This is a genomic window from Streptomyces sp. NBC_01304 (genome assembly GCF_035975855.1).
Taxonomy (GTDB): domain Bacteria; phylum Actinomycetota; class Actinomycetes; order Streptomycetales; family Streptomycetaceae; genus Streptomyces.
The window spans coordinates 6,860,824-6,879,674 of sequence record NZ_CP109055.1 but is presented as its reverse complement, the minus strand read 5'-3'; the positions used below and the strand labels follow the sequence as shown (position 1 = coordinate 6,879,674).

Genomic DNA, 18,851 nt, shown 5'->3' with positions numbered 1-18,851 from the left:
CTCCGGCTAGCTCCTGGGCAAGTCGTAGGCGTCCGCGATCAGTTCGTAGCTGCGCAGGCGGGCCTCGCCGCTGTGTGCGTTGGCCGTGATCATCAACTCGTCGGCGCCCGTGCGCTTCTGCAGGTCGTCGAGGCCCGCGCGGACCTGGTCCGGGGTGCCGTGGATGACGTTCTTCAGCCAGCTGTCGACGAACTCCCGCTCCATCTCGCTGAATTCGTACGCTGCCGCCTCGTCCGGCGTCGGGATCAGGCCGGGCCGGCCGGTGCGCAGGCGGAGCATCGACAGGGCGCCGGTGAGGACCTGGCGGCGGGCCTCGGCCTCCTCGTCGGTGGCGAGGGCGGAGGCGCCGATCAGGGCGTACGGCTCGGCCAGGATCTCGGAGGGGCGGAACGAGTCCCGGTAGAGGTCGAGGGCCGGGACCGTGTTCTGCGCCGAGAAGTGGTGCGCGAAGGCGAAGGGCAGGCCGAGCATGCCGGCCAGGCGGGCGCTGAAGCCGGAGGAGCCGAGGAGCCAGATCTGGGGGCGGTGCGGGTCCTGTACGCCGCCGGGGGACGTCGCCTGGACCGGGCCGGGGACCGCGTGGATGCGGGCGTAGCGGTGGCCGTCGGGGAAGCTGTCGTCGAGGAAGTGGGTCAACTCGGCGAGCTGCTGCGGGAAGTCGTCGGCGCCTTCGTTCAGCTGGTCGCTGCGGCGGAGTGCTGCCGCGGTGGCACCGTCCGTGCCGGGGGCCCTTCCGAGGCCGAGGTCGACGCGGCCGGGGGCCAGGGCTTCCAGGGTGCCGAACTGTTCCGCGATCACGAGGGGGGCGTGGTTGGGCAGCATGACGCCGCCCGAGCCCAGGCGGATGCGGTCCGTGTGGGCGGCGAGGTGGGCGAGGATCACCGCGGGTGAGCTGCTGGCGACGCCGGGCATGGAGTGGTGCTCGGCGACCCAGTAGCGGGTGAAGCCTCTTGCCTCGGCGAGGCGGGCGATGTCGACGCTGGTGCGTAGGGCCTGGGTGGCGGTGCGGCCTGCGCCGACCGTGGCGAGGTCCAGGACTGAGAGCGGGACTGGGGCCGTCCCGTGGGCCCTGCCGTGGATCTGGTCGCTCACCGGGGGTGCCTCCTGCTGCTGCCGCTGTTCGTTGCGTTTGCTCGCGGCGTTGACAACAGGTTGAGGCTTGTACGTATTCCGTAGTGACTTTTCCCCTCCCCGCCCCTTCCCGAAATCCTGCGGAGCCTTCCGCCCTTCGGGCGGTGTCCTCAAACGCCGGACGGGCTGATAGATGAGCCCTGATCTATCAGCCCGTCCGGCGTTTGAGGACAGTCTTTGAAGCCGGCGGCAGCCTTACGGGAAGGGGCGGGGAGGGGCAAAGTCAGCCCGGGACCTGGATCAGGGGCTCCTTGGTGAAGAGTGCGCCCAGAGCGGGAGCGTTTACCCGGCGGCCGACCAGGCGGAGGGCCTCCCAGACCGTGACCTGGTTGGCGGTGAGGACCGGCTTGTCCAGCTCGGACTCGAGGTCGCGGACGTACGCCCCCGTGTGCAGGGCCGTGTCCGGCAGGAGTACGGCCTGGGCGTCGGGGTGGTCGCCCGCGCGGGCCAGGGCCAGGACCTCGTCCCAGCCCCAGGTGCCGACCTCCGCCGCCGTGATGATGCCGCTGCCCCGCATGGACACGACCTCGACGCCATCCGCCTGCAGGAACTCGCGGAAGTGGGCGGCCACGTCCTCCGGATAGGTCGCCGCGATCGCGACGCGGGCCGCGCCGAGCTCGCGTATCGCATGGGCGAACGCGAAGGACGTCGACGACGCGGGCAGGCCGGCCGCCTTGGCCAGCGAGCGGACCTGGTCGTGCGCGCCGTCCCAGCCGAAGACGAAGCTGCCCGACGTGCAGGCCCAGACCACCGCCTCCGCGCCGGAGAGCCGTAGCTCCTCGACGCCCGCGGCGAGGCGAGCCGCGGAGCCCATTTCGAGGAGCGCGTCGACCCGGTGGGCGTCCTCGCCGATGTCGGTGTGGACGAGGGCCAGGCGGATGTCGCTGCCCAGAAGCTGTTCGATGCGCGGATAGTCGTCCTCGGCGGAGCGGCCCGGGTAGAGGAATCCGACTGCGGTCATCTGCGGCCTCCGTGACGTACGGAACGAAGAGAGAACAGGGCGTGTCACTCGGGAAGAGCCGGCGGTTCCGGCTCCGGCTCCTGCAGAGCCGGTGGATCCCGTAACGGATCCCGCACCAGCATCTGCCGCGCCGAGTCGTCGAGCAGCGCCTGGTACGGGCCCACCGCACGCGTACCCAGCCTGCGCAGGGCTGACCACATCGTGACCTGGTTCGCGGAGAGCACCGGCATCCGCAGCTCGGCCTCCAGCTGCGGGATCGCGTCGTACGTCGGCAGATTGGTGCAGCTGATGAACAGCGCGTCGAAGCCCCCCGACGCGGGCACGGCCTGCCGGGCCATCTGGACGACGTCCCGGTACGGCACCTTCCAGATGTGCCGGGTCAGCCCCAGGAAGGCGCAGGAACCGACCCCGATGCCGGCCTCGGCGAGATAGTCCTCCAGGGCCTGGGTCACCGACTGCGTATAGGGCGTGACCAGTGCGATCCGTCGGGCGCCCAGCTCGAGCAGGGCCTCCAGGAGCGCCCCGGAGGTGGTCAGCGCGGGCACCTCGGCGGCCGCCTCCATGGCCGCGCTCATGGTGCGCTCGCCCACCATGCCGTCGACGAAACTGCCCGACGTACAGGCGTACGCGATGACTTCGGGTTCGGCGGCGCTGAGGGCGAGTACCGCCTCGCGCAGCGTCTGGTGCTCGCTGACCAGGCGGGCCAGGTCGAGGCTCACCTCGACGGGAACGTACGGCGTGCGGGTCAGATGGAGGGACACCTCGTCCGGGACCCAGCGCCACAACTCCCGGTCGAGGGCGAAATCAAAAGGGGCGACGATGCCAATGCCCCGTTGCGGGTGTGGACCACCCAGGAAGGAGACGTCCATGTATAGCCCCCAGGCGTCGAGCAACGTACTTGTTGACGAAGGTAGGTTCGGGTGCCAGCGTGGTCAATCCGCACATCTCAGACGGCCGCCGGACTCTCGGCAGACAGCTATCAGGGGAGCAGGTCAGCGTTGCGTAATGGTTTCCCCGCGATGTCCGAAGTGACCCCCTCCGAACCGACCCTTCTGGTCCTCGACGCGGACCCGCCGCCACGCCTGGGCAAGCTCACCGGGCGGGCCCGCGTCCTGCATGCCGACGAGTCGACGCTCGCGGCTCAACTCCCGCTCGCCGACGTGCTGTTGGTCTGGGATTTCACCTCCCACGCGGTGCGTCACGCCTGGCCGGGCGAGGGGCCGCGGCCGCGCTGGGTGCACACCGCGAGCGCCGGCGCGGACCATCTGCTCTGCCCCGAACTCGTCGCGTCCGACGCGGTGGTGACCAATGCGCGGGGCATCTTCGACAAGCCGATCGCGGAGTACGTCGCCGGGCTCGTGCTCGCCTTTGCCAAGGATTTGCCCCGCACCCTGGAGCTCCAGCGCCAGCGGCGCTGGCTGCATCGCGAGACCCGGCGGATCGCGGGCACGCGCGCGTGCGTCGTGGGGTCGGGCCCGATCGGGATCGCGATCGCCAAGTCCCTGATGGCGCTGGGCATTCAGGTGGCGATCGTGGGGCGCACCGCGCGCAGGGGAATCCATGCCATCGGCGACCTGGACCGGCTGCTCGCGCGGTCCGACTGGGCGGTGTGCGTGGCGCCGCTGACCGAGGAGACGCGGGGCATGTTCGACGCCCGGCGGTTCGGGATGATGCAGCCGTCGACGTACTTCATCAACGTGGGGCGGGGCCCGCTGGTGGTCGAGGCCGACCTCCTCGACGCGCTGGCGAAGCGGTGGATCGCGGGGGCCGCGCTCGATGTGTTCGAGGAGGAACCACTGCCTGCCGACAGCCCGCTGTGGGACGCCCCGGGGCTGCTGGTCTCACCGCACATGAGCGGGGACACGGTCGGCTGGCGCGATGAACTCGGCGCCCAGTTCGTCGAGTTGTACGAGCGGTGGGCGGCCGGCGAGCCGTTGGTGAACGTGATCGACAAGAAACGTGGGTATGTCCCTGGGCATTGATCCCACCCTCTCCTGAGCATTGATCTCACCCTCTTGCGCCCCATGGAGGCCTGGATGACCGAGCTCGGCAGGCTCACGGCAGTTCAGCTCATCGACGGTTACCGGAAGGGCGAGTTCGATCCGGTGGACGCGCTGTCCGCGGCGGTCGAACGGATCGCAGCGACCGAGCCGGCCGTCAACGCGTTCGTCCGCGTGGACCGGGAGGACGCCCTCGTCCAGGCGGAGGCCTCGGCGCGGCGCTGGCGGCGCGGGGAGCCGGAGGGGCTGCTCGACGGAGTGCCGGTCACCGTCAAGGACGTACTGCGACAGCGGGGCCGGCCGACGCTGCGGGGCTCCAGGACCGTGAGTGAGGAAGGCAGTTGGGACTGGGACGCGCCCGCCGTGGCCCGGCTGCGGGAGCACGGTGCGGTGTTCCTCGGGAAGACGACGACCCCCGAATTCGGCTGGAAGGGCGTGACGGACAGCCCGCTGTCGGGCGTCACCCGCAATCCGTACGACTTCTCGCGCACGGCGGGCGGTTCCAGCGGCGGCAGCGCGGCGGCCGTGGCGGTCGGCGCGGGGGCCGTCTCGCTCGGCACGGACGGCGGGGGCAGCGTGCGGATACCCGGCGCGTTCTGCGGGATCTTCGCGCTGAAACCCACGTACGGCCGGGTCCCGCTGTATCCGGCGAGTGCCTTCGGCACGCTGGCGCACGTGGGGCCGATGACGCGGGACGCGGCGGACGCGGCGCTGGTCATGGACGTGATCAGCGCGCCGGACGCGCGGGACTGGTCGGCCTCCGCCCCGCCCGCGGTGAGCTTCCGGGAAGGCCTGGGCGGTGGGGTGCACGGGATGCGGATCGCCTACTCGCCGACGCTCGGGGGGCAGGTGGCGGTGCAGCCCGCGGTGGCCTCGGCGGTGCGGCGGGCGGTGGAGCGGCTGGCCTCGCTGGGGGCGTACGTGGAGGAGGTCGACCCGGACTTCAGCGATCCGGTGGAGGCGTTCCACACGCTGTGGTTCGCGGGGGCCGCGCGGCTGTTGCAGCAACTTGGGCCCTCACAGCTGGAGTTGCTCGATCCGGGGCTGCGGGAGATGGCCGGGCGGGGGGTTCGGTACAGCGCGCTGGACTATCTCGCCGCGGTGGATGTGCGGATGGAGTTGGGGCGGCGGATGGGGTTGTTCCACTCGACGTACGACCTGTTGGTGACGCCCACGTTGCCGATCACGGCGTTCGAGGCGGGGGTGGAGGTGCCCAAGGGGTCGGGGCATCGGCGGTGGACGGGGTGGACTCCGTTCACGTATCCGTTCAATTTGACGCAGCAGCCTGCGGCTACGGTGCCGTGCGGTTTGGATGCGGGTGGGCTGCCGATCGGGGTGCAGCTGGTCGGCGCTCGGCACCAGGACGCGGTGGTGTTGCGGGCGGCGCATGCGCTGTATGAGGCAGGGGCTGCGGGTGGGGTCTTGCCGCCTTCGGCGGGTTGATTCCCCACCCCGCCCCTTCCCGTAAGGCTGCGCCGCCTTCCGCCCTGCGGGCGGTGTCCTCAAACGCCGGACGGGCTGAATTACGCCCGCCGGAAGCTGAGGGTCTCGCCCTCCGCCCCCTTGCGCCACAAGTCCTGGCAGGCCTCTGCCATCGCGTCCAGGCCCTCCACCACCTGGCCCCACACGATGCCGGGGACCCAGCCCACGTCGCCGTTGAGCAGGAGGTTGTTGCGTTCGTAGAAGAGGGCCAGGTCCACCACCGTGGACTGCTGGGGGGTTCCGTAGCCGTAGGCCTTCGTGCCCAATTCCGCACCGGAAAAGGTGAAATAGCAGAGGTCACCCGGAATCGGAGTCACCGTGGGATTTTCCAGTGGTGGCTCCGATTCCGCGAAAGGCGGGAAGAGGGCGTAGATCTCGTTGCGGGCGTATTTGGCGTGGTAGACGTCACCGGACAGGGGCAGTGCCTCCCACACGGCGGCGCAGGTGAGCGGCGCGCGGTCGTCGAGGAGCAGGACCGTGCAGCTCACGCCCCGCTTGTCCAGGGAGAGTTCCAGGTGTCGTTCGCTCATGAACTCATCGTCCCCACGCGGTCAATACCGCCTCGTCCGCAACCGGGGCTGAAATTGATCCGCATACCTTGATTGAGTTCGGGTAGCCGCGCGCCCATGGCTCCACCATTTGGGAACGACAAGGGATTCATAGGCAGAGCAGTACGCCGCCGCTCCCTGCTCACCGGAGCAGGAGCGGCGGCTTTTGGCGCGTTCGGTGTCTCGGCATGCAGCCGGGTGCCTGAGGAAGGGAAGGTCGAGGGCGGGGATCTGCTGGACCGGCTGCGCGACAGCGGCACGGTCAAGATCGGTGTCGCCGGTGAAGTGCCGTTCGGGTACATCGACGAGAACGGCGAGGTCACCGGCGAGGCTCCGGCCATCGCGAAGGTGATCTTCCCGAGGATCGGGATCCCCCACGTGAAGGCGGTGCCGACCAAGTTCGGCGCGCTGATCCCGGGGCTCACCCAGGCCCGGCAGTTCGATGTCGTATCGGCGGGCATGTACATCAATCCCGGCCGCTGCGAGCAGGTGCTGTTCTCCGATCCCGACTACCTGATGCTCGACGCCTTCATCGTGGCGAAGGGCAACCCGCACGGCATCGAGTCGTACGAGGACATCGCCAAGAAGGGCCTCAAGCTGGCCAGCGGGACGGCCTACGCCCAGATCGCCACGGCCCAGGCCGCGGGCATCAAGGAGATCCTCGAGCTCCCCGACCAGGTGGCGGGCCGCGACGCCGTGGCGCAGGGGCGGGTGGACGCCTTCGCCGGCACCTCGGTCACGGTCCGCGACGTGATCAAGGGCAGCAATGGGGCCGAGGGCTCCAAGCCCTTCCAGCCCGAGATCGACGGCGAACCGGTCTACGGCGCGGGCGGCTTCGCCTTCCGGCTGTCGGAGAAGAAGCTCCGTGACGCGTTCAACGCGGAACTGCTCAAGATGAAGAAGAGCGGCGAACTCCTCCGGGTCGTCAAGGAGTTCGGCTTCACCAAGACGGAGATGACCGACATGAAGATGACGGATCTCTGCCCGGACCTGAAGGGAGCCGCCTCATGATGACCTCAGGGTTCTTCACCACCTGGTTCCTGCCCGGACTGTGGATCACCATCCAGGTCACGGTCTACAGCGCGCTGCTCGCCTTCGCGATCGCCTTCCCCATCGGCGTCCTGCGCACCTCCCGCTTCTGGATCGTGCGCTTCCTGGCCGGCGCCTACTTCGAGATCTTCCGCGGCACCTCGGCCCTGGTCTTCATGTTCTGGGTCGCCTTCACGGTGCCGATGATGTTCGGCATCAGCTTCCTGCCGATGGCCGCGGGCGTGCTCGCGCTCGGGATGACGTACGGGGCGTACGGCTCCGAGATCGTGCGTGGTGCGCTCGCCGCGGTGCCGCCCGCCCAGCGTGAGGCCGGCATCGCGCTGAGCTTCACGCGCGCGCAGCGGCTGCGCCGGATCGAACTCCCGCAGGCCTGGCCGGAGATGATCCCGCCGTTCAACAACCTGCTGATCGAGCTGCTCAAGGGCACCTCGCTGATCTCGCTGATCGCGGTGGCCGACATGACCTTCGCGGGCGACCTGTGGCGCCTGGTCAAGGCCGAGAGCGCACCGATCTACACGCTGCTCCTGGTGGTGTACTTCGTCATCGCGTTCGTCCTCACCCGGGTGATGCGGCTTCTTGAGCGACAGGCGAAGTCGAAGATCGGCCAGACCCCGGAGAAGTTCCGGCTGCTCGGCGGTCTGCGCGCCAAGACCGATTCGGCTTCCTCGATGGGCGCCTACCCCGCCGGAGGTGCCGGATGAACTGGAACTGGTCCAATGTCGACGCCTTCATGCCGACGTTCTGGGACGGGGTGCTGCTCACCCTCCAGGCGCTGCTCGGCGGCGTGCTCATCGCCTTCTCGCTCGGCCTGGTCTGGGCGATAGCCCAGCGCTCCAAGGCCAGATGGGTCCGCTGGCCAGTGACCGCGGTCACCGAGTTCATCCGCAACACCCCGCTGCTCGTGCAGCTGTTCTTCCTGTTCTACGTGGTCCCGGCGTGGGGGCCGTCGATGTCCCCGCTGGTCACCGGAGTGGTCGGGCTCGGTCTTCACTACTCGACGTACACCGCCGAGGTCTACCGGGCGGGCATCGAGGGCGTACCGGCAGGCCAGTGGGAGGCGGCCACCGCGCTCAGCCTGCCCAAGCGCCGCACCTGGACGGCGATCATCCTGCCGCAGGCGGTCCGCCGCGTGATCCCCGCGCTGGGCAACTACGTGGTGGCGATGCTGAAGGACTCTCCGCAGATCGCCGCCATCGGCGCCCTGGAGATGCTGGGTGAGGCCCAGGCCTTCAGTCAGCTGACCTTCACCTACGAGGCGATAACCGTCGTCGGCGTCGCCTTCATCCTCATCGCCTACCCGGCCTCCATCCTTCTCCGAGCCCTGGAGCGACGCCTTGTCCGCTGACAGCAGCAACAGCACTTCGCAAGAGATCCCCAACCCGGCCGTCGACGGCAGCGAGCTGATCCGCTTCGACAAGGTGACGAAGCGCTTCGGCAGCAACGTCGTCCTCGACAGCCTCGACTTCTCGGTGGCCTCCGGCAAACACGTGACGCTGATCGGCCCGTCCGGCTCCGGCAAGACGACGATCCTGCGCCTCCTGATGACGCTCCTCGAGCCCGACGAGGGCACCATCAAGGTCGGCGGGCAGTACCTCAACCACGAGGAGAAGAACGGCAAGCTGGTCAAGGCCTCCGAGAACCACGTCCGTGAGGTCCGCAAGAACATCGGCATGGTGTTCCAGCAGTTCAACCTCTTCCCGAACATGAAGGTGCTGCGCAACGTCACCGAGGCGCCCATCCACGTCCTCGGCCTCTCCACCGACGAGGCCGACCAGCGCGCCCGCGAGCTGCTCGAACTGGTCGGTCTCACCGAGCACATGGACAAGTACCCGACGCAGCTCTCCGGCGGCCAGCAGCAGCGCGTCGCCATCGCCCGGGCGCTGGCGATGCGTCCCCAGGTGCTCCTCCTGGACGAGGTCACCTCGGCGCTCGACCCGGAGCTGGTGGCCGGCGTCCTGGACGTGCTGCGGGACATCGCGCACTCCACGGACATCACCATGCTCTGCGTCACACACGAGATGAATTTTGCGCGTGACATTTCGGACCAGGTACTGATGTTCGACAAGGGGCGGGTCATCGAATCCGGGTCACCTGAGAAAATCTTTGGTGAACCTGATCACGACCGGACCCGGGAGTTCCTCAGCGCAGTCCTCTGAACGCGCAGCGTAAGCGGCAAGGTCACGGCGTCGCACTGGGCGGAATCCCGTGACTGTGGCATATGCCAGGGTGGCGCGTTCCTGCGTACGCGGTATGCGTGCAGTAGGAATGCGCCACCAATCTCGCCAACAGCCCCTCCGGTAAGGGGGCTTGACGGCTATCGTGGTACGGAGCCCAGCTGTCCGGAACCGGTCCATGCAGGGGGATACCGTGGCGCTGAAGCCAGACTCGACCGCGCCGTACCACTCGGTGCAACACGCCCTCCGCGTGCTCGAAGCCGTGTCCCGGCACGGCGGCGGGGTCACTGACGTACAGATCGCCCGCGAGACCGCACTGCCCGCCAGGCAGCTCGCCGCCCTGCTCCTGATGCTGCGCCGCGAGGGGTACATCCAGCAGGTGGCCGACGGCGCCTACGTGACGGGCGACGCACTCGCCCGCCTCGGCTCCACGGCCGGCCGCGAGCAGGCGATAAGGGACAAGCTCCAGCTCACGCTGGACGAGCTGCGGGACACCGTGGGCGCGGCGGTCTACATCAGCCGGTACATCGACGGCGAAGTGAAGATCACGCAGTACGCGGACGGGCCCGATGCCCCGGCCGTCAAGGAATGGGTGGACTTCCGCTCCTCGGCACACGCCAGCGCCGTCGGCAAGAGCCTGCTCACGCAGCTCGACCTGAACGGCCGCAGGGACCACCTCTCCCGCCACAAGCCGGCCCGCCTCACCTCGCGGACGATCACCAACGAACGGCTGCTGTTCAGCAAGCTGGACGCCCAGCCGCCCACGGTCCCGGTGCTCGACCTCCAGGAGTACGCGGTCGGCACGGTCTGCGCAGCCGTCCCGATCACCGCCGGGTCGGCGGTGGGCTGCCTGGCCCTGTCCATGCCGATCGAGCACGCCCACCGGCTGCGGGCGGCCGCCCAGACGCTGAATCGCGGAGCGGCGCCGGTGCTGCTTTCCCTGGCGCTCTAGGGGCGCTCCGGGGCCGGATCATTAATGGTTCGAGGCACCCCCTCGGACCAGGTACTATTTACGAGTCAGCAGGCGCCGCTAGCTCAGTTGGTTAGAGCAGCTGACTCTTAATCAGCGGGTCCGGGGTTCGAGTCCCTGGCGGCGCACGATGACGATGGCGAGGCATGTTCGCGGAAAGCGCGAACCGCCTCGCCATCTCTGTTTTTGCGCGGCTTCGCCGCGCGTCGCGGGGGCTCCGCCACCCGCACCCCCTCCACCGCCCGGGCCAGACCTTTACCGGGCCCGGCAAGTGGGCGATTCTTAGCCATCGTTGAGGCCGGGAAGCGGCCCCACCAGGCAGGGGGAATCGTGGCACTGAGGGTGGATCTGCTGGGCTCGGTGCAGGCGCACGACGGGGAGCGCCCCGTCGACATCGGCGGCGTGCGGCTGCGGATGCTCCTCGCCCGCCTCGCCCTCGAACCCGGCCGCCCCGTCTCCGTCGACTCCCTGGTGGACGGCCTGTGGGGCGAGCACCCCCCGGCCGACGCGGCCAATGCCCTGCAGGCCCTGGTCTCCCGGCTGCGCAAGGCGCTGCGCGGCGCCGGCACGGTGGACTCCGCGGCGGGGGGCTACCGGCTCTCCGCAGCAGAGGCGGACGTGGACACGTACCGCTTCGAGGACCTGGCGGGCCGGGGCAGACGCGCCCTGGCGGCCGGCCGGGCCGAGGAGGCGGCGCAGGCGCTCGCGAGCGCGCTCGGCCTGTGGCGGGGCGCGGCGCTCACCGATGTGCTGGAGGCCCCGTTCGCGGGCGCCGTCGCCACCCGCCTCGACGATCTGCGGGCGGCGGCCGTCGAGGACCACTTCGACGCGGAACTGCGGGTGGGCCGGTACGCCGACATCCTGGCCGACCTCGAAGCGGCGGGCGCGCGGCGGCCGTTGAGCGAACGCCTCGCCGGCCTGCGGATGCGCGCACTGTCGGCGGCGGGACGCCAGTCGGACGCCCTCGGCGTCTACGAGGACCTGCGCGCCAGGCTCGGCGACGAGCTCGGCGTCGACCCGTCGGCCGAGGTGCGCGAGATCCATCTCGCCCTGCTGCGCGGCGAGTTGGAGCGCCCGGCCGCCCGCCCCGAGAACGCCCCCAGCCGCCTGCCCGCCCGGCTGACCAGCTTCGTCGGCCGCGACGACGAACTGGACCGGCTCGCCGATCTGATGCGTACGGCCCGTCTCGTGACCCTGGTCGGCCCGGGCGGCGCGGGCAAGACCCGGCTGTCCCTCGAAGCGGCGACCAGGGACGCCGCCCACGCGCGGGACCGCGTCCGCTTCGTGCCGCTCGCGGGCGTGAGCGGGCCCGAGCAGCTGGCCGACGCGGTGCTCGGCGCGCTCAGCTCCACCGACGGCCGGCTGTACGAGGGCGGCGGGGCCCAGCAGGCTTCGCCCGCGGAGCGGATGGCCGGGCTGCTCGGCAGCGGCGACGCCCTGCTCATGCTCGACAACTGCGAGCACCTCGTCGAGGCAGCCGCCGAGCTCGCCGATCAACTCCTCCTGCGCCTCCCGGAGTTGCGCATCATCGCCACCAGCCGCGAACCCCTCGCCATCGACGGCGAGTCGCTGTTCCACCTCGGCCCGCTCGACGTCCCCACGGGATCGCCGGAGCCGGCCGCGGCGCTGGAGGCGGCCGCGGTCCGGCTGTTCGTGGACCGGGCAGCCGGTGTCCGGCAGGGGTTCGCCCTCGACGAGTCGACCCTGGACGCCGTCCTGGAGATCTGCCGGCGCCTCGACGGGATGCCGCTCGCCCTGGAGCTGGCCGCGGCCAAGCTGCGCTCGATGGGCGTGGAGCAGATCGCGCGCCGCCTCGACGACCGGTTCCGGCTGCTCGCCTCCGGCAGCAGGACGGCCATGCCGCGCCAGCGCACCCTGCTCGCGATGGTCGAGTGGAGCTGGGACCTGCTCGACGAGCCGGAGCGGATCCTCGCCCGCAGGCTGTCCGCCTTCCCCGGCGGGGCGACCCTCGCCGCCCTCGAAGCGGTCTGCTCGGGCCCGGACCTGCCCGCCGACGACGTCCTGTACGTCCTCGGCTCGCTGGTCGAGAAGTCCCTGGTCTCTGGCGTCGACGACGGTGAGGGCGACGAGCGGTACCGGATGCTGGAGACCGTACGCGCCTACGCGGGCCGCAGGCTCGCCGAGTCCGGCGACGACATCTCCGCCCGCTTCACCGCGTACCACCTCGAACTCGCCGAGGAGAACGAGCCGTTGCTGCGCACCGGCCGGCAGCTGAGCGCCATCAAGGTCTTCGACGGAGAGCACGACAACCTGGTGTTCGCGCTGCGGCTGCTGCGCGAGGCGGACGACCAGGAGACGGCGGTGCGGTTCGGTGCCGCGATGTTCTGGTACTGGGGCATACGCGGCATGAGCAGCCAGTTCGAGACGCATCTGGCTGCCGTCGGCGCCTCCCCGCAGCAGGCCGCGTCCGCTCCCGGAGCATCGGCGGTGGGCCGCGAGTTCCACCCGGCGGGGCTGCTCCTGCGGATGTCCCAGGTGGCCTTCGCGGGCAAGGCGGCGGACCAGGGCGAGCCCGGCTTCGAGGAGCTTCTCGCCTCGCCCGACCCGTGGGTGCGGGCCAGCGCCCACCTGGCACGCGACTTCGAGCTCACCGAGCAGGGCGACCTGAAAACGGGCGAGGAGTCCCGGATCGAGGCGCTGCGCGGGTTCGAGGCGGTGGGTGACCGCTGGGGCATCGTCTTCGCCCTCATCCCCATCGGCCGCGACCACTCCCTGCGCGGCGAGAACGCCGAGGCCATCGCGGTCTTCGAGCGGGCCGTCGCACTGAGCTCCGAGCTCGGCACGGAGGACTACCTGTACCTGAGCAAGGCGCGGCTCGCCCGCGAACGCCGGCGCGGCGGCGACCTCGACGGCGCCTTCCGCGATCTGCGGGCCGCACACCGCCAGGCCAGGGAGCGCGGCCAACTCCGCCTCGAGGCCAACATCCTGGTCGGCCTCGCCAACGCGCACCGGATGTCCGGCAATGTGGGCGAGGCGAACCGGACCCTGGACCACCTGGAGGCGCTGTCCCGCCGCCGCCCCGATCTCGCCGAGCTCGCCCACGACTTGATCATCAGCACCCGCATCGAGAACCGCATCGCCGAGCGCCGGGCACCCGCGGCGCGCGCCCTGCTGCCCGAGGCGGCCGGCGGCCTGTTCGCGCTGGGGGCCGGGGCCGGGCTCGCCTGGGTCGCCGAACTCCTCGGCGGGATACGTACGTTGGAGGACGATCCGGCGACCGGGGCGATCGCCTTCGGGATCAGCGAGGTCATGCGCGGCGCCTTCGACGCGGGCGAGCCGGAGCTGCAGGGGCATGTGTCCCGGATGGTCGAGGCCCTCGGCGAGGACGGCTATCGGGCCGCGTACGGGAAGGGGGCGGCGATGCCTCGCGAGGAGGCGAAGGGGTGGCTGGAGCGGGAGGCGTTGGGCGGCTGAGGCTCGGGACGCGAACCAGGCGTACGTACGCCGAACCGGCCGGCCACGATGCGTGGCCGGCCGGTTCGGGTTGGGGCGGTTCGGGTTGGGGCGGTTCCGCGTGGGGCGGGGTCGTCAGCCGTTGTTCTTGCGGTAGGCGCGCATGGCCAGCGGGAAGAAGACCGCGGTCACGCCGGCCATCCAGAGGAAGCTGCCTGCCAGGGGACCGGCGACCTCGCCGCCGTTGAGCAGGCCGCGGACCGCTCCCGCCACCAGGGAGACGGGGTTCACGTCGGAGAAGCCCTGGAGCCAACCGGCCATCTTGTCCTTCTCCATGAAGACGGTGCTGGCGAAGGTGAGCGGCAGGATCAGGATGGTCATCAGGCCCTGCACGGAGGCGGGGTTCTTGATCAGCATGCCGAGGTAGACCGACATCCAGGAGAAGCTGAGGGCGAAGCCGATGAGCAGGGCGACCGCGGCGAGCGAAGCGACCGGGTTGGTCCCGATGCGGTATCCCATGATCAGGGCGAGGACGACCAGGGTGGCCAGGCAGATGACGTAGCGGACGAAGTCGGCGAGGACGGCGCCGATCAGTGGGCTGGAGCGGGCGATCGGCATGCTGCGGAACCGGTCGAAGATCCCTGTGCTGGCGTCCGCGCTGAGCGAGGCGCCGATGCCGATGCTGGCCTGGAAGACGGCCATGACCATGACTCCGGGTACGACGTGCTGCAGATAGCGGTCGGTGTCGCCGCCCGGGGCCATGGACTCCCCGAAGAGGTAGATGAACATCAGCAGGCTGATGATCGGGGTGAGGACGACGTCGACCAGCTGCATCGGCGACTTCATGAACTTGGTGACGCCACGGCCTGCGAGGGCGAGGCTGTGCTGCGCGGTCTGCGCGAGGCTGATGCGCCCGGGGAGCTGCTTGGCTGCGGGGGCGGGTGCGGTGGCGGTGAGGGTCTGGGTGCTCATGACGGGGTCCTTTGGGGAAGTCTGTGCAGGGCAGCGGGCGTTGGGGGAAGTCGGGGGCTCAGACGGTGACGGGCTGTCCGTCGGCGACGGGCTGCTCGTCGACGGCGGTGGGTGCGTTGCCGGTCAGGGCAAGGAACACCTCGTCCAGGCTGGGCAGCCGCAGCCCCAGTTCGTCGGCCGAGATCCCGGCGCTGTCGAGCCGGCGGGCGACGGCCGAGACGAGGAGCGGCTCGTCGGCCGAGACGGTCAGCACGCCCGACTCCTCGGTGGGGGCGTGCCCGGACAGTTCGGCCAGGATCGTGGACACCTCCGGTACGTCGGCCAGGACGCTCGGGCGGACCTGCAGCACCTGACCGCCCACGCGCCGCTTGAGCTCCCCGGGCCGGCCCTCGGCGACCTTGCGGCCCTTGTCGAACACCGTGATGGAGTCGGCGAGTTGGTCGGCCTCCTCCAGGTACTGCGTGGTGAGCAGGACCGTGGAGCCGTCCGCGACCAGGCCCTTCACCACGTCCCAGACCTCCTGGCGGGCGTGCGGGTCGAGGCCGGTGGTGGGCTCGTCGAGGAACAGGACCGAGGGCCGGCCGACCAGGCTGGCCGCCAGGTCGAGGCGGCGGCGCATACCGCCGGAGAAGGTGGCGATGGGGCGCTTCGCGGCCTCGGTGAGCGAGAAGTTCTCCAGGAGGTCGGCGGCCCGGGCCTTCGCGTCCCGCCGGGACAGTCCGAGCAGCCGCCCGATCAGGACCAGGTTCTCGGCACCGGACAGCGTCTCGTCCACCGAGGCGTACTGACCGGTCAGGCCGATCAACTGGCGTACTCGGACCGGGTCCTTGATGATGTCGTGCCCGCCGATGGTCGCGTGGCCCGCGTCGGGCCGCAGCAGCGTGGCCAGCATGCGCACCGTGGTGGTCTTGCCGGCACCGTTGGGGCCGAGGACGCCGACGACCTTGCCGGCCGGGACCTCCAGGTCCACACCGTCCAGGGCGGTGAAGTCCCCGTACTTCTTGACCAGTCCCTCGGCCTTGATTGCGTAAGACACGTCGACTCCTCGTCAGCTGCTTGCCGTTCTCGATGGGCAGGACTCTGCCGGGGGGCGCTGACAGCCGACGGACAGCACGCTGACAGGGCTGTCAGAGGCGCTGACAGGACGGCCGCGGGCTGTCAGGAGCGCTTGCCCGACGCCGTCGGCTCATTCCAAGATCACCTCAACTACCCCTCCAGAAACAGGAGTTGAAAAACCGGTTCCGCATTATGCTGGCCGCCTCGAACCGAGCGTGATCAGCAACAGCGGGGATGCTCTATGTCTGGTTGGGTCGGCTTGCCATGCCCTGGCAAGGGCGCGTCCGGCAAGGACGCGTGGATGTGGATAGCGTGCGGGAGCGGTCATGGCCTCTGACTTCTCCCGGTTGATGAATCAGGACTTCTCGGACCTGGAGGCCGCCGCCAAGGCCTGGCGGAGCCTGTCGACGACGATGGACGGCCTCACCGACCGGCATCGCAAGCAGGTCACCGGCCCGCTGCACCACTCCTGGAAGGGCGACGACGCCGACGCGGCGCTCTTCTACCTGGAGGACGTCGAGTCGCGGATCGGCGTGGTCGAGACGGAGGCCATGGCGATCGCCTCCGTCCTGGACACCACGAAGTCCTGGATGGAGCAGGCCCAGACGGACCTGCGGGGCGCGGTGCAGCGCGCGGAGGCCGACCGCTACAAGGTCGACGAGGACGGCTGGGTCAGCGACCCGACCACCTCGGACCTGCCGCACCAGGATCCCGATGCCCAGCAGGCGATCGCCGACCGCAGCGGTGCGCTCGGCGAGTACCGGGCGCGTATCGACGAGGCCCTGGCCGATGCCCGTAAGGCCAGTGACGACGGCAAGAAGGCCCTCGGCCAGCTGAACGGTGACATCCTCACCGACCAGTTCAACAACGACGCGACGGCCGAGTCCGCCGACGACGTGAAGAGCGCGATGAAGGCCATCGGCGTCCAGGACCCGCAGATCCCCAAGGACGACCCGAAGGCCGCCGCCGAGTGGTGGAAGGCGCTGAGCCCCGAGGAGCGCCAGGAGTACGAGACGCTCCACCCGAAGGAGATCGGGGCGACGAACGGCCTGCCCACGGAGACCCGCAACGACGCCAATCGCACGGCCCTCGCGCAGGAGCTCAACCTCCTGGAGGAGGGCAACACCCACGACGGGTTCAAGGGCGAGAGCCAGGAGACCGTCAACAACCGTCTGAACAACGCCCAGTTGCTGAGCGACCGGCTCGACCAGGGGGACAGCGCCCCCAAGGGCAAGGAGCTGTACCTCCTGGGCTACGACTCCAAGGACGACGGACGGGCCATCATCGCGATGGGCAACCCGGACACGGCCGCGCACACCGGCGTCCTCGTACCGGGAACCAACACGGACATGACCGGAGTGCCCGGTCAGCTGGAGCGCATCGACAAGCTGCAGAACTCCGCCACGGCACAGTCCGACGGCGAGGACGTGGCCATGATCACCTGGCTCGGCTACGACGCCCCCGAGGCGTCCATGACCGACTTCAACAGCGTCGGCGGCACCGGCCGCGCCGAGGACGCCGCTCCGGACCTGCGGCAGTTCGTGGCCGGCACCCAGGCCTCGCACGACGGTTCGCCGAGCCACACCACCGTGATGGGCCACAGCTACGGCTCGACCGTGGTGGGCGCGGCGGCTTCCGGTGGCAACGGCCTGGGCGCGGACGACGTGGTGGTGGTCGGCAGTCCGGGCATGACGGTCAACACCGCGGACGAACTCCAGATGGACTCGGAGCACGTGTGGGTCGGCGGGGCCCCGGACGACCCCATCATCAACAACTTCGCCGGGGCGACGCTGGGCGCGGACCCGATGCTGCAGCCCTTCGGCGGCAACAACTTCCAGGTCGACACCAGCGGTCACAGCGGCTACTGGAACGAGGGCAGCGACTCGCTCGCCAACCAGGGGCTGATCATCGCGGGGAAGCCCGCGCCCGAGGCACCCAAGGAAGTCGACAACGGCCCGCCGCCGGACCCGATCATCATCGGCTGAGCGCACCCGCTGAGCCCTGATCGTCATCCTGCTGCCGACTGGAGGCCGTGTGTCCCCGTACGAAGACCCCAACGACCCCAATGCCCCGCTGCCGCGCATGGACAAGGCGGCGGCCCTGCAATGGGCCGAGAACTACACCACGTACATGGCCGAACTGACCGGCGTCCCGCTGATCCCCGGGACGGCCAAGGTGCACTTCGAGGCGTGCGTCGGCGCGCGCAACGAGGTGGCCGAGGACGGCCGGTACAGCCTCTTCTACTACATCTACTCCCCCGTCTCCCCCACCGAGCACACCCGCATCGTGCGCACCCTGCGGGGCGAACTGCCCAAGCAGGGCTACGAGGTGACCGGGTACCGCGAGTTCCAGGACGCCTACTACTCGGCCGCGTTCCGGGCCCGCAGCAGGCAGAACGCCTACTCGGTGACGGCCGACACCGTCGGCTCCGGCCGGGCGAAGCCGCAGCGCTTCTCCTTCGCGGTACGCACCCCGTGTCTGCTTCCGCCCGGTGTCGAGCAGCAGCAGTTCTGAGAGGAGAGGAGCCTTCCATGTCCAGCGGACCCAAGGTCGACCCCGCCGAACTGCGCTCGTCGGCCGGAGCGTGTGACGAGATAGCCAAGACGATGAAGGAGCCGTCCGACAAGGCCGTCAAGGAGGCGGACACGGCCGGGAGTTCACTCACCGGCTGGTCGCTCGGCCCGGCCCTGACCACCATCTCCACCAGCTGGAAGCCCGCCCTCCAGGGCCTGCACGACCGCGCCAAGGCCGGGGCGGCCAACCTGCGCTCCTCGGCCGACGGCCACGAGTGGAACGACAAGCGGACGTCCCAGGACTTCGAGAACCTCGGCGGCGAGACCCAGACACAGGCGGCCTTCGGCACGATGCCCGCCGCGCTGCGTCCGGGCAGCCCCCTGGGTCCGGGCCCAGGGCTTGGCTCCGGGAACGACCCGGTCGCCAGGCCGCCGGGCGCGGGACCGCTCGACCCCCGGCTCGACCCGCGCACCCCGCTCATCACCAACATGCCGACGTACGACGAGAACATCAGCACCCAACCGGCCCCGGGCGGGAACGACTTCGGCTGACCGCCGACCCCTGTCCGTCGCCCGGACG

At 70.2% G+C, this 18,851-nt stretch carries 17 protein-coding genes and 1 tRNA gene; 12 read left to right on the top strand and 6 right to left on the bottom strand.

Translation table 11 applies throughout. The features are described from left to right. Nucleotides 1-6: 6 nt before the first annotated feature. The 3 genes from OG430_RS30570 to OG430_RS30560 all read right to left on the bottom strand — a co-directional run bounded on the left by OG430_RS30570 (nucleotide 7) and on the right by OG430_RS30560 (nucleotide 2,961). Entirely contained in the window at nucleotides 7-1,092 is a 1,086-nt protein-coding gene (locus OG430_RS30570; RefSeq protein WP_327355853.1) for an LLM class flavin-dependent oxidoreductase, read from the bottom strand. Between the two features lie 262 nt (nucleotides 1,093-1,354). Further along, nucleotides 1,355-2,092 (bottom strand): maleate cis-trans isomerase family protein, encoded by a 738-nt coding sequence (locus OG430_RS30565; RefSeq protein ID WP_327355852.1) that lies wholly within the window; start codon nucleotides 2,090-2,092, stop codon nucleotides 1,355-1,357. A gap of 44 nt (nucleotides 2,093-2,136) precedes the next feature. Beyond that, the gene (locus tag OG430_RS30560) at nucleotides 2,137-2,961 is read right to left on the bottom strand and encodes a maleate cis-trans isomerase family protein (protein ID WP_327355851.1); all 825 of its coding nucleotides are present in this window, start codon (nucleotides 2,959-2,961) and stop codon (nucleotides 2,137-2,139) included. Between the two features lie 150 nt (nucleotides 2,962-3,111). On the opposite strand from OG430_RS30560, the gene OG430_RS30555 reads away from it, so the two are divergent. Beyond that, nucleotides 3,112-4,074, top strand: coding sequence for a D-2-hydroxyacid dehydrogenase (locus tag OG430_RS30555; RefSeq protein WP_327355850.1), 963 nt, complete (start codon nucleotides 3,112-3,114; stop codon nucleotides 4,072-4,074). Between the two features lie 54 nt (nucleotides 4,075-4,128). After that, on the top strand, nucleotides 4,129-5,535 hold the full coding sequence (locus OG430_RS30550; protein WP_327355849.1) for an amidase: 1,407 nt from the start codon (nucleotides 4,129-4,131) through the stop codon (nucleotides 5,533-5,535). Nucleotides 5,536-5,615: 80 nt separating this feature from the next. Here OG430_RS30550 and OG430_RS30545 read toward each other — a convergent pair whose 3' ends face one another. Next, the gene (locus OG430_RS30545) at nucleotides 5,616-6,104 is read right to left on the bottom strand and encodes a DUF3830 family protein (protein WP_327355848.1); all 489 of its coding nucleotides are present in this window, start codon (nucleotides 6,102-6,104) and stop codon (nucleotides 5,616-5,618) included. A 96-nt stretch (nucleotides 6,105-6,200) separates the two neighbouring features. Between OG430_RS30545 and ehuB the strand changes: the two genes are divergently transcribed. From ehuB to OG430_RS30510, 7 genes are all read left to right on the top strand, one after another. Beyond that, complete coding sequence (gene ehuB / locus OG430_RS30540) at nucleotides 6,201-7,133, top strand: ectoine/hydroxyectoine ABC transporter substrate-binding protein EhuB (RefSeq protein WP_327355847.1); 933 nt, start codon at nucleotides 6,201-6,203, stop codon at nucleotides 7,131-7,133. Continuing rightward, complete coding sequence (gene ehuC / locus OG430_RS30535) at nucleotides 7,133-7,873, top strand: ectoine/hydroxyectoine ABC transporter permease subunit EhuC (RefSeq protein ID WP_327359283.1); 741 nt, start codon at nucleotides 7,133-7,135, stop codon at nucleotides 7,871-7,873. The genes ehuB and ehuC overlap by 1 nt, the downstream gene beginning before the upstream one ends. Then, nucleotides 7,870-8,517, top strand: coding sequence for an ectoine/hydroxyectoine ABC transporter permease subunit EhuD (ehuD, locus tag OG430_RS30530; protein ID WP_327355846.1), 648 nt, complete (start codon nucleotides 7,870-7,872; stop codon nucleotides 8,515-8,517). Before ehuC ends, ehuD begins: the two co-directional genes overlap by 4 nt. After that, nucleotides 8,507-9,328 (top strand): ectoine/hydroxyectoine ABC transporter ATP-binding protein EhuA, encoded by an 822-nt coding sequence (ehuA, locus tag OG430_RS30525; RefSeq protein ID WP_327355845.1) that lies wholly within the window; start codon nucleotides 8,507-8,509, stop codon nucleotides 9,326-9,328. Before ehuD ends, ehuA begins: the two co-directional genes overlap by 11 nt. A gap of 211 nt (nucleotides 9,329-9,539) precedes the next feature. After that, nucleotides 9,540-10,298, top strand: coding sequence for an IclR family transcriptional regulator domain-containing protein (locus tag OG430_RS30520; protein ID WP_327355844.1), 759 nt, complete (start codon nucleotides 9,540-9,542; stop codon nucleotides 10,296-10,298). A 72-nt stretch (nucleotides 10,299-10,370) separates the two neighbouring features. Continuing rightward, nucleotides 10,371-10,444 (top strand) — tRNA-Lys (locus tag OG430_RS30515). A 202-nt stretch (nucleotides 10,445-10,646) separates the two neighbouring features. Continuing rightward, nucleotides 10,647-13,751 (top strand): BTAD domain-containing putative transcriptional regulator, encoded by a 3,105-nt coding sequence (locus OG430_RS30510; RefSeq protein WP_327355843.1) that lies wholly within the window; start codon nucleotides 10,647-10,649, stop codon nucleotides 13,749-13,751. A gap of 114 nt (nucleotides 13,752-13,865) precedes the next feature. Here the strand turns inward: OG430_RS30510 and OG430_RS30505 are convergent, their stop codons facing one another. Beyond that, the gene (locus OG430_RS30505; protein ID WP_327355842.1) at nucleotides 13,866-14,702 is read right to left on the bottom strand and encodes an ABC transporter permease; all 837 of its coding nucleotides are present in this window, start codon (nucleotides 14,700-14,702) and stop codon (nucleotides 13,866-13,868) included. A 58-nt stretch (nucleotides 14,703-14,760) separates the two neighbouring features. Then, the gene (locus tag OG430_RS30500) at nucleotides 14,761-15,738 is read right to left on the bottom strand and encodes an ATP-binding cassette domain-containing protein (protein WP_327355841.1); all 978 of its coding nucleotides are present in this window, start codon (nucleotides 15,736-15,738) and stop codon (nucleotides 14,761-14,763) included. Between the two features lie 346 nt (nucleotides 15,739-16,084). On the opposite strand from OG430_RS30500, the gene OG430_RS30495 reads away from it, so the two are divergent. Genes OG430_RS30495 through OG430_RS30485 form a run of 3 tightly spaced genes read left to right on the top strand, consistent with a single transcriptional unit; the run spans nucleotide 16,085 to nucleotide 18,823 of the window. Next, nucleotides 16,085-17,743: an alpha/beta hydrolase gene (locus OG430_RS30495; protein ID WP_327355840.1), complete on the top strand. Its 1,659-nt coding sequence runs from the start codon at nucleotides 16,085-16,087 to the stop codon at nucleotides 17,741-17,743. A gap of 49 nt (nucleotides 17,744-17,792) precedes the next feature. Continuing rightward, nucleotides 17,793-18,272: a hypothetical protein gene (locus OG430_RS30490; RefSeq protein ID WP_327355839.1), complete on the top strand. Its 480-nt coding sequence runs from the start codon at nucleotides 17,793-17,795 to the stop codon at nucleotides 18,270-18,272. Nucleotides 18,273-18,289: 17 nt separating this feature from the next. Continuing rightward, nucleotides 18,290-18,823: a type VII secretion target gene (locus tag OG430_RS30485; RefSeq protein WP_327355838.1), complete on the top strand. Its 534-nt coding sequence runs from the start codon at nucleotides 18,290-18,292 to the stop codon at nucleotides 18,821-18,823. The last annotated feature ends 28 nt before the right edge of the window (nucleotides 18,824-18,851 follow it).

What these genes read in the sequence shown, in the direction of transcription:
- ehuC (WP_327359283.1), top strand. Translation starts at nt 7,133, where the DNA reads ATGACCTCAGGGTTCTTCACCACCTGGTTCCTGCCCGGACTGTGGATC.
- ehuB (WP_327355847.1), top strand. Translation starts at nt 6,201, where the DNA reads ATGGCTCCACCATTTGGGAACGACAAGGGATTCATAGGCAGAGCAGTA.
- OG430_RS30560 (WP_327355851.1), bottom strand. Translation starts at nt 2,961, where the DNA reads ATGGACGTCTCCTTCCTGGGTGGTCCACACCCGCAACGGGGCATTGGC.
- OG430_RS30550 (WP_327355849.1), top strand. Translation starts at nt 4,129, where the DNA reads ATGACCGAGCTCGGCAGGCTCACGGCAGTTCAGCTCATCGACGGTTAC.
- OG430_RS30495 (WP_327355840.1), top strand. Translation starts at nt 16,085, where the DNA reads ATGGCCTCTGACTTCTCCCGGTTGATGAATCAGGACTTCTCGGACCTG.
- OG430_RS30555 (WP_327355850.1), top strand. Translation starts at nt 3,112, where the DNA reads ATGTCCGAAGTGACCCCCTCCGAACCGACCCTTCTGGTCCTCGACGCG.
- OG430_RS30565 (WP_327355852.1), bottom strand. Translation starts at nt 2,092, where the DNA reads ATGACCGCAGTCGGATTCCTCTACCCGGGCCGCTCCGCCGAGGACGAC.
- OG430_RS30545 (WP_327355848.1), bottom strand. Translation starts at nt 6,104, where the DNA reads ATGAGCGAACGACACCTGGAACTCTCCCTGGACAAGCGGGGCGTGAGC.
- ehuD (WP_327355846.1), top strand. Translation starts at nt 7,870, where the DNA reads ATGAACTGGAACTGGTCCAATGTCGACGCCTTCATGCCGACGTTCTGG.
- OG430_RS30485 (WP_327355838.1), top strand. Translation starts at nt 18,290, where the DNA reads ATGTCCAGCGGACCCAAGGTCGACCCCGCCGAACTGCGCTCGTCGGCC.
- OG430_RS30505 (WP_327355842.1), bottom strand. Translation starts at nt 14,702, where the DNA reads ATGAGCACCCAGACCCTCACCGCCACCGCACCCGCCCCCGCAGCCAAG.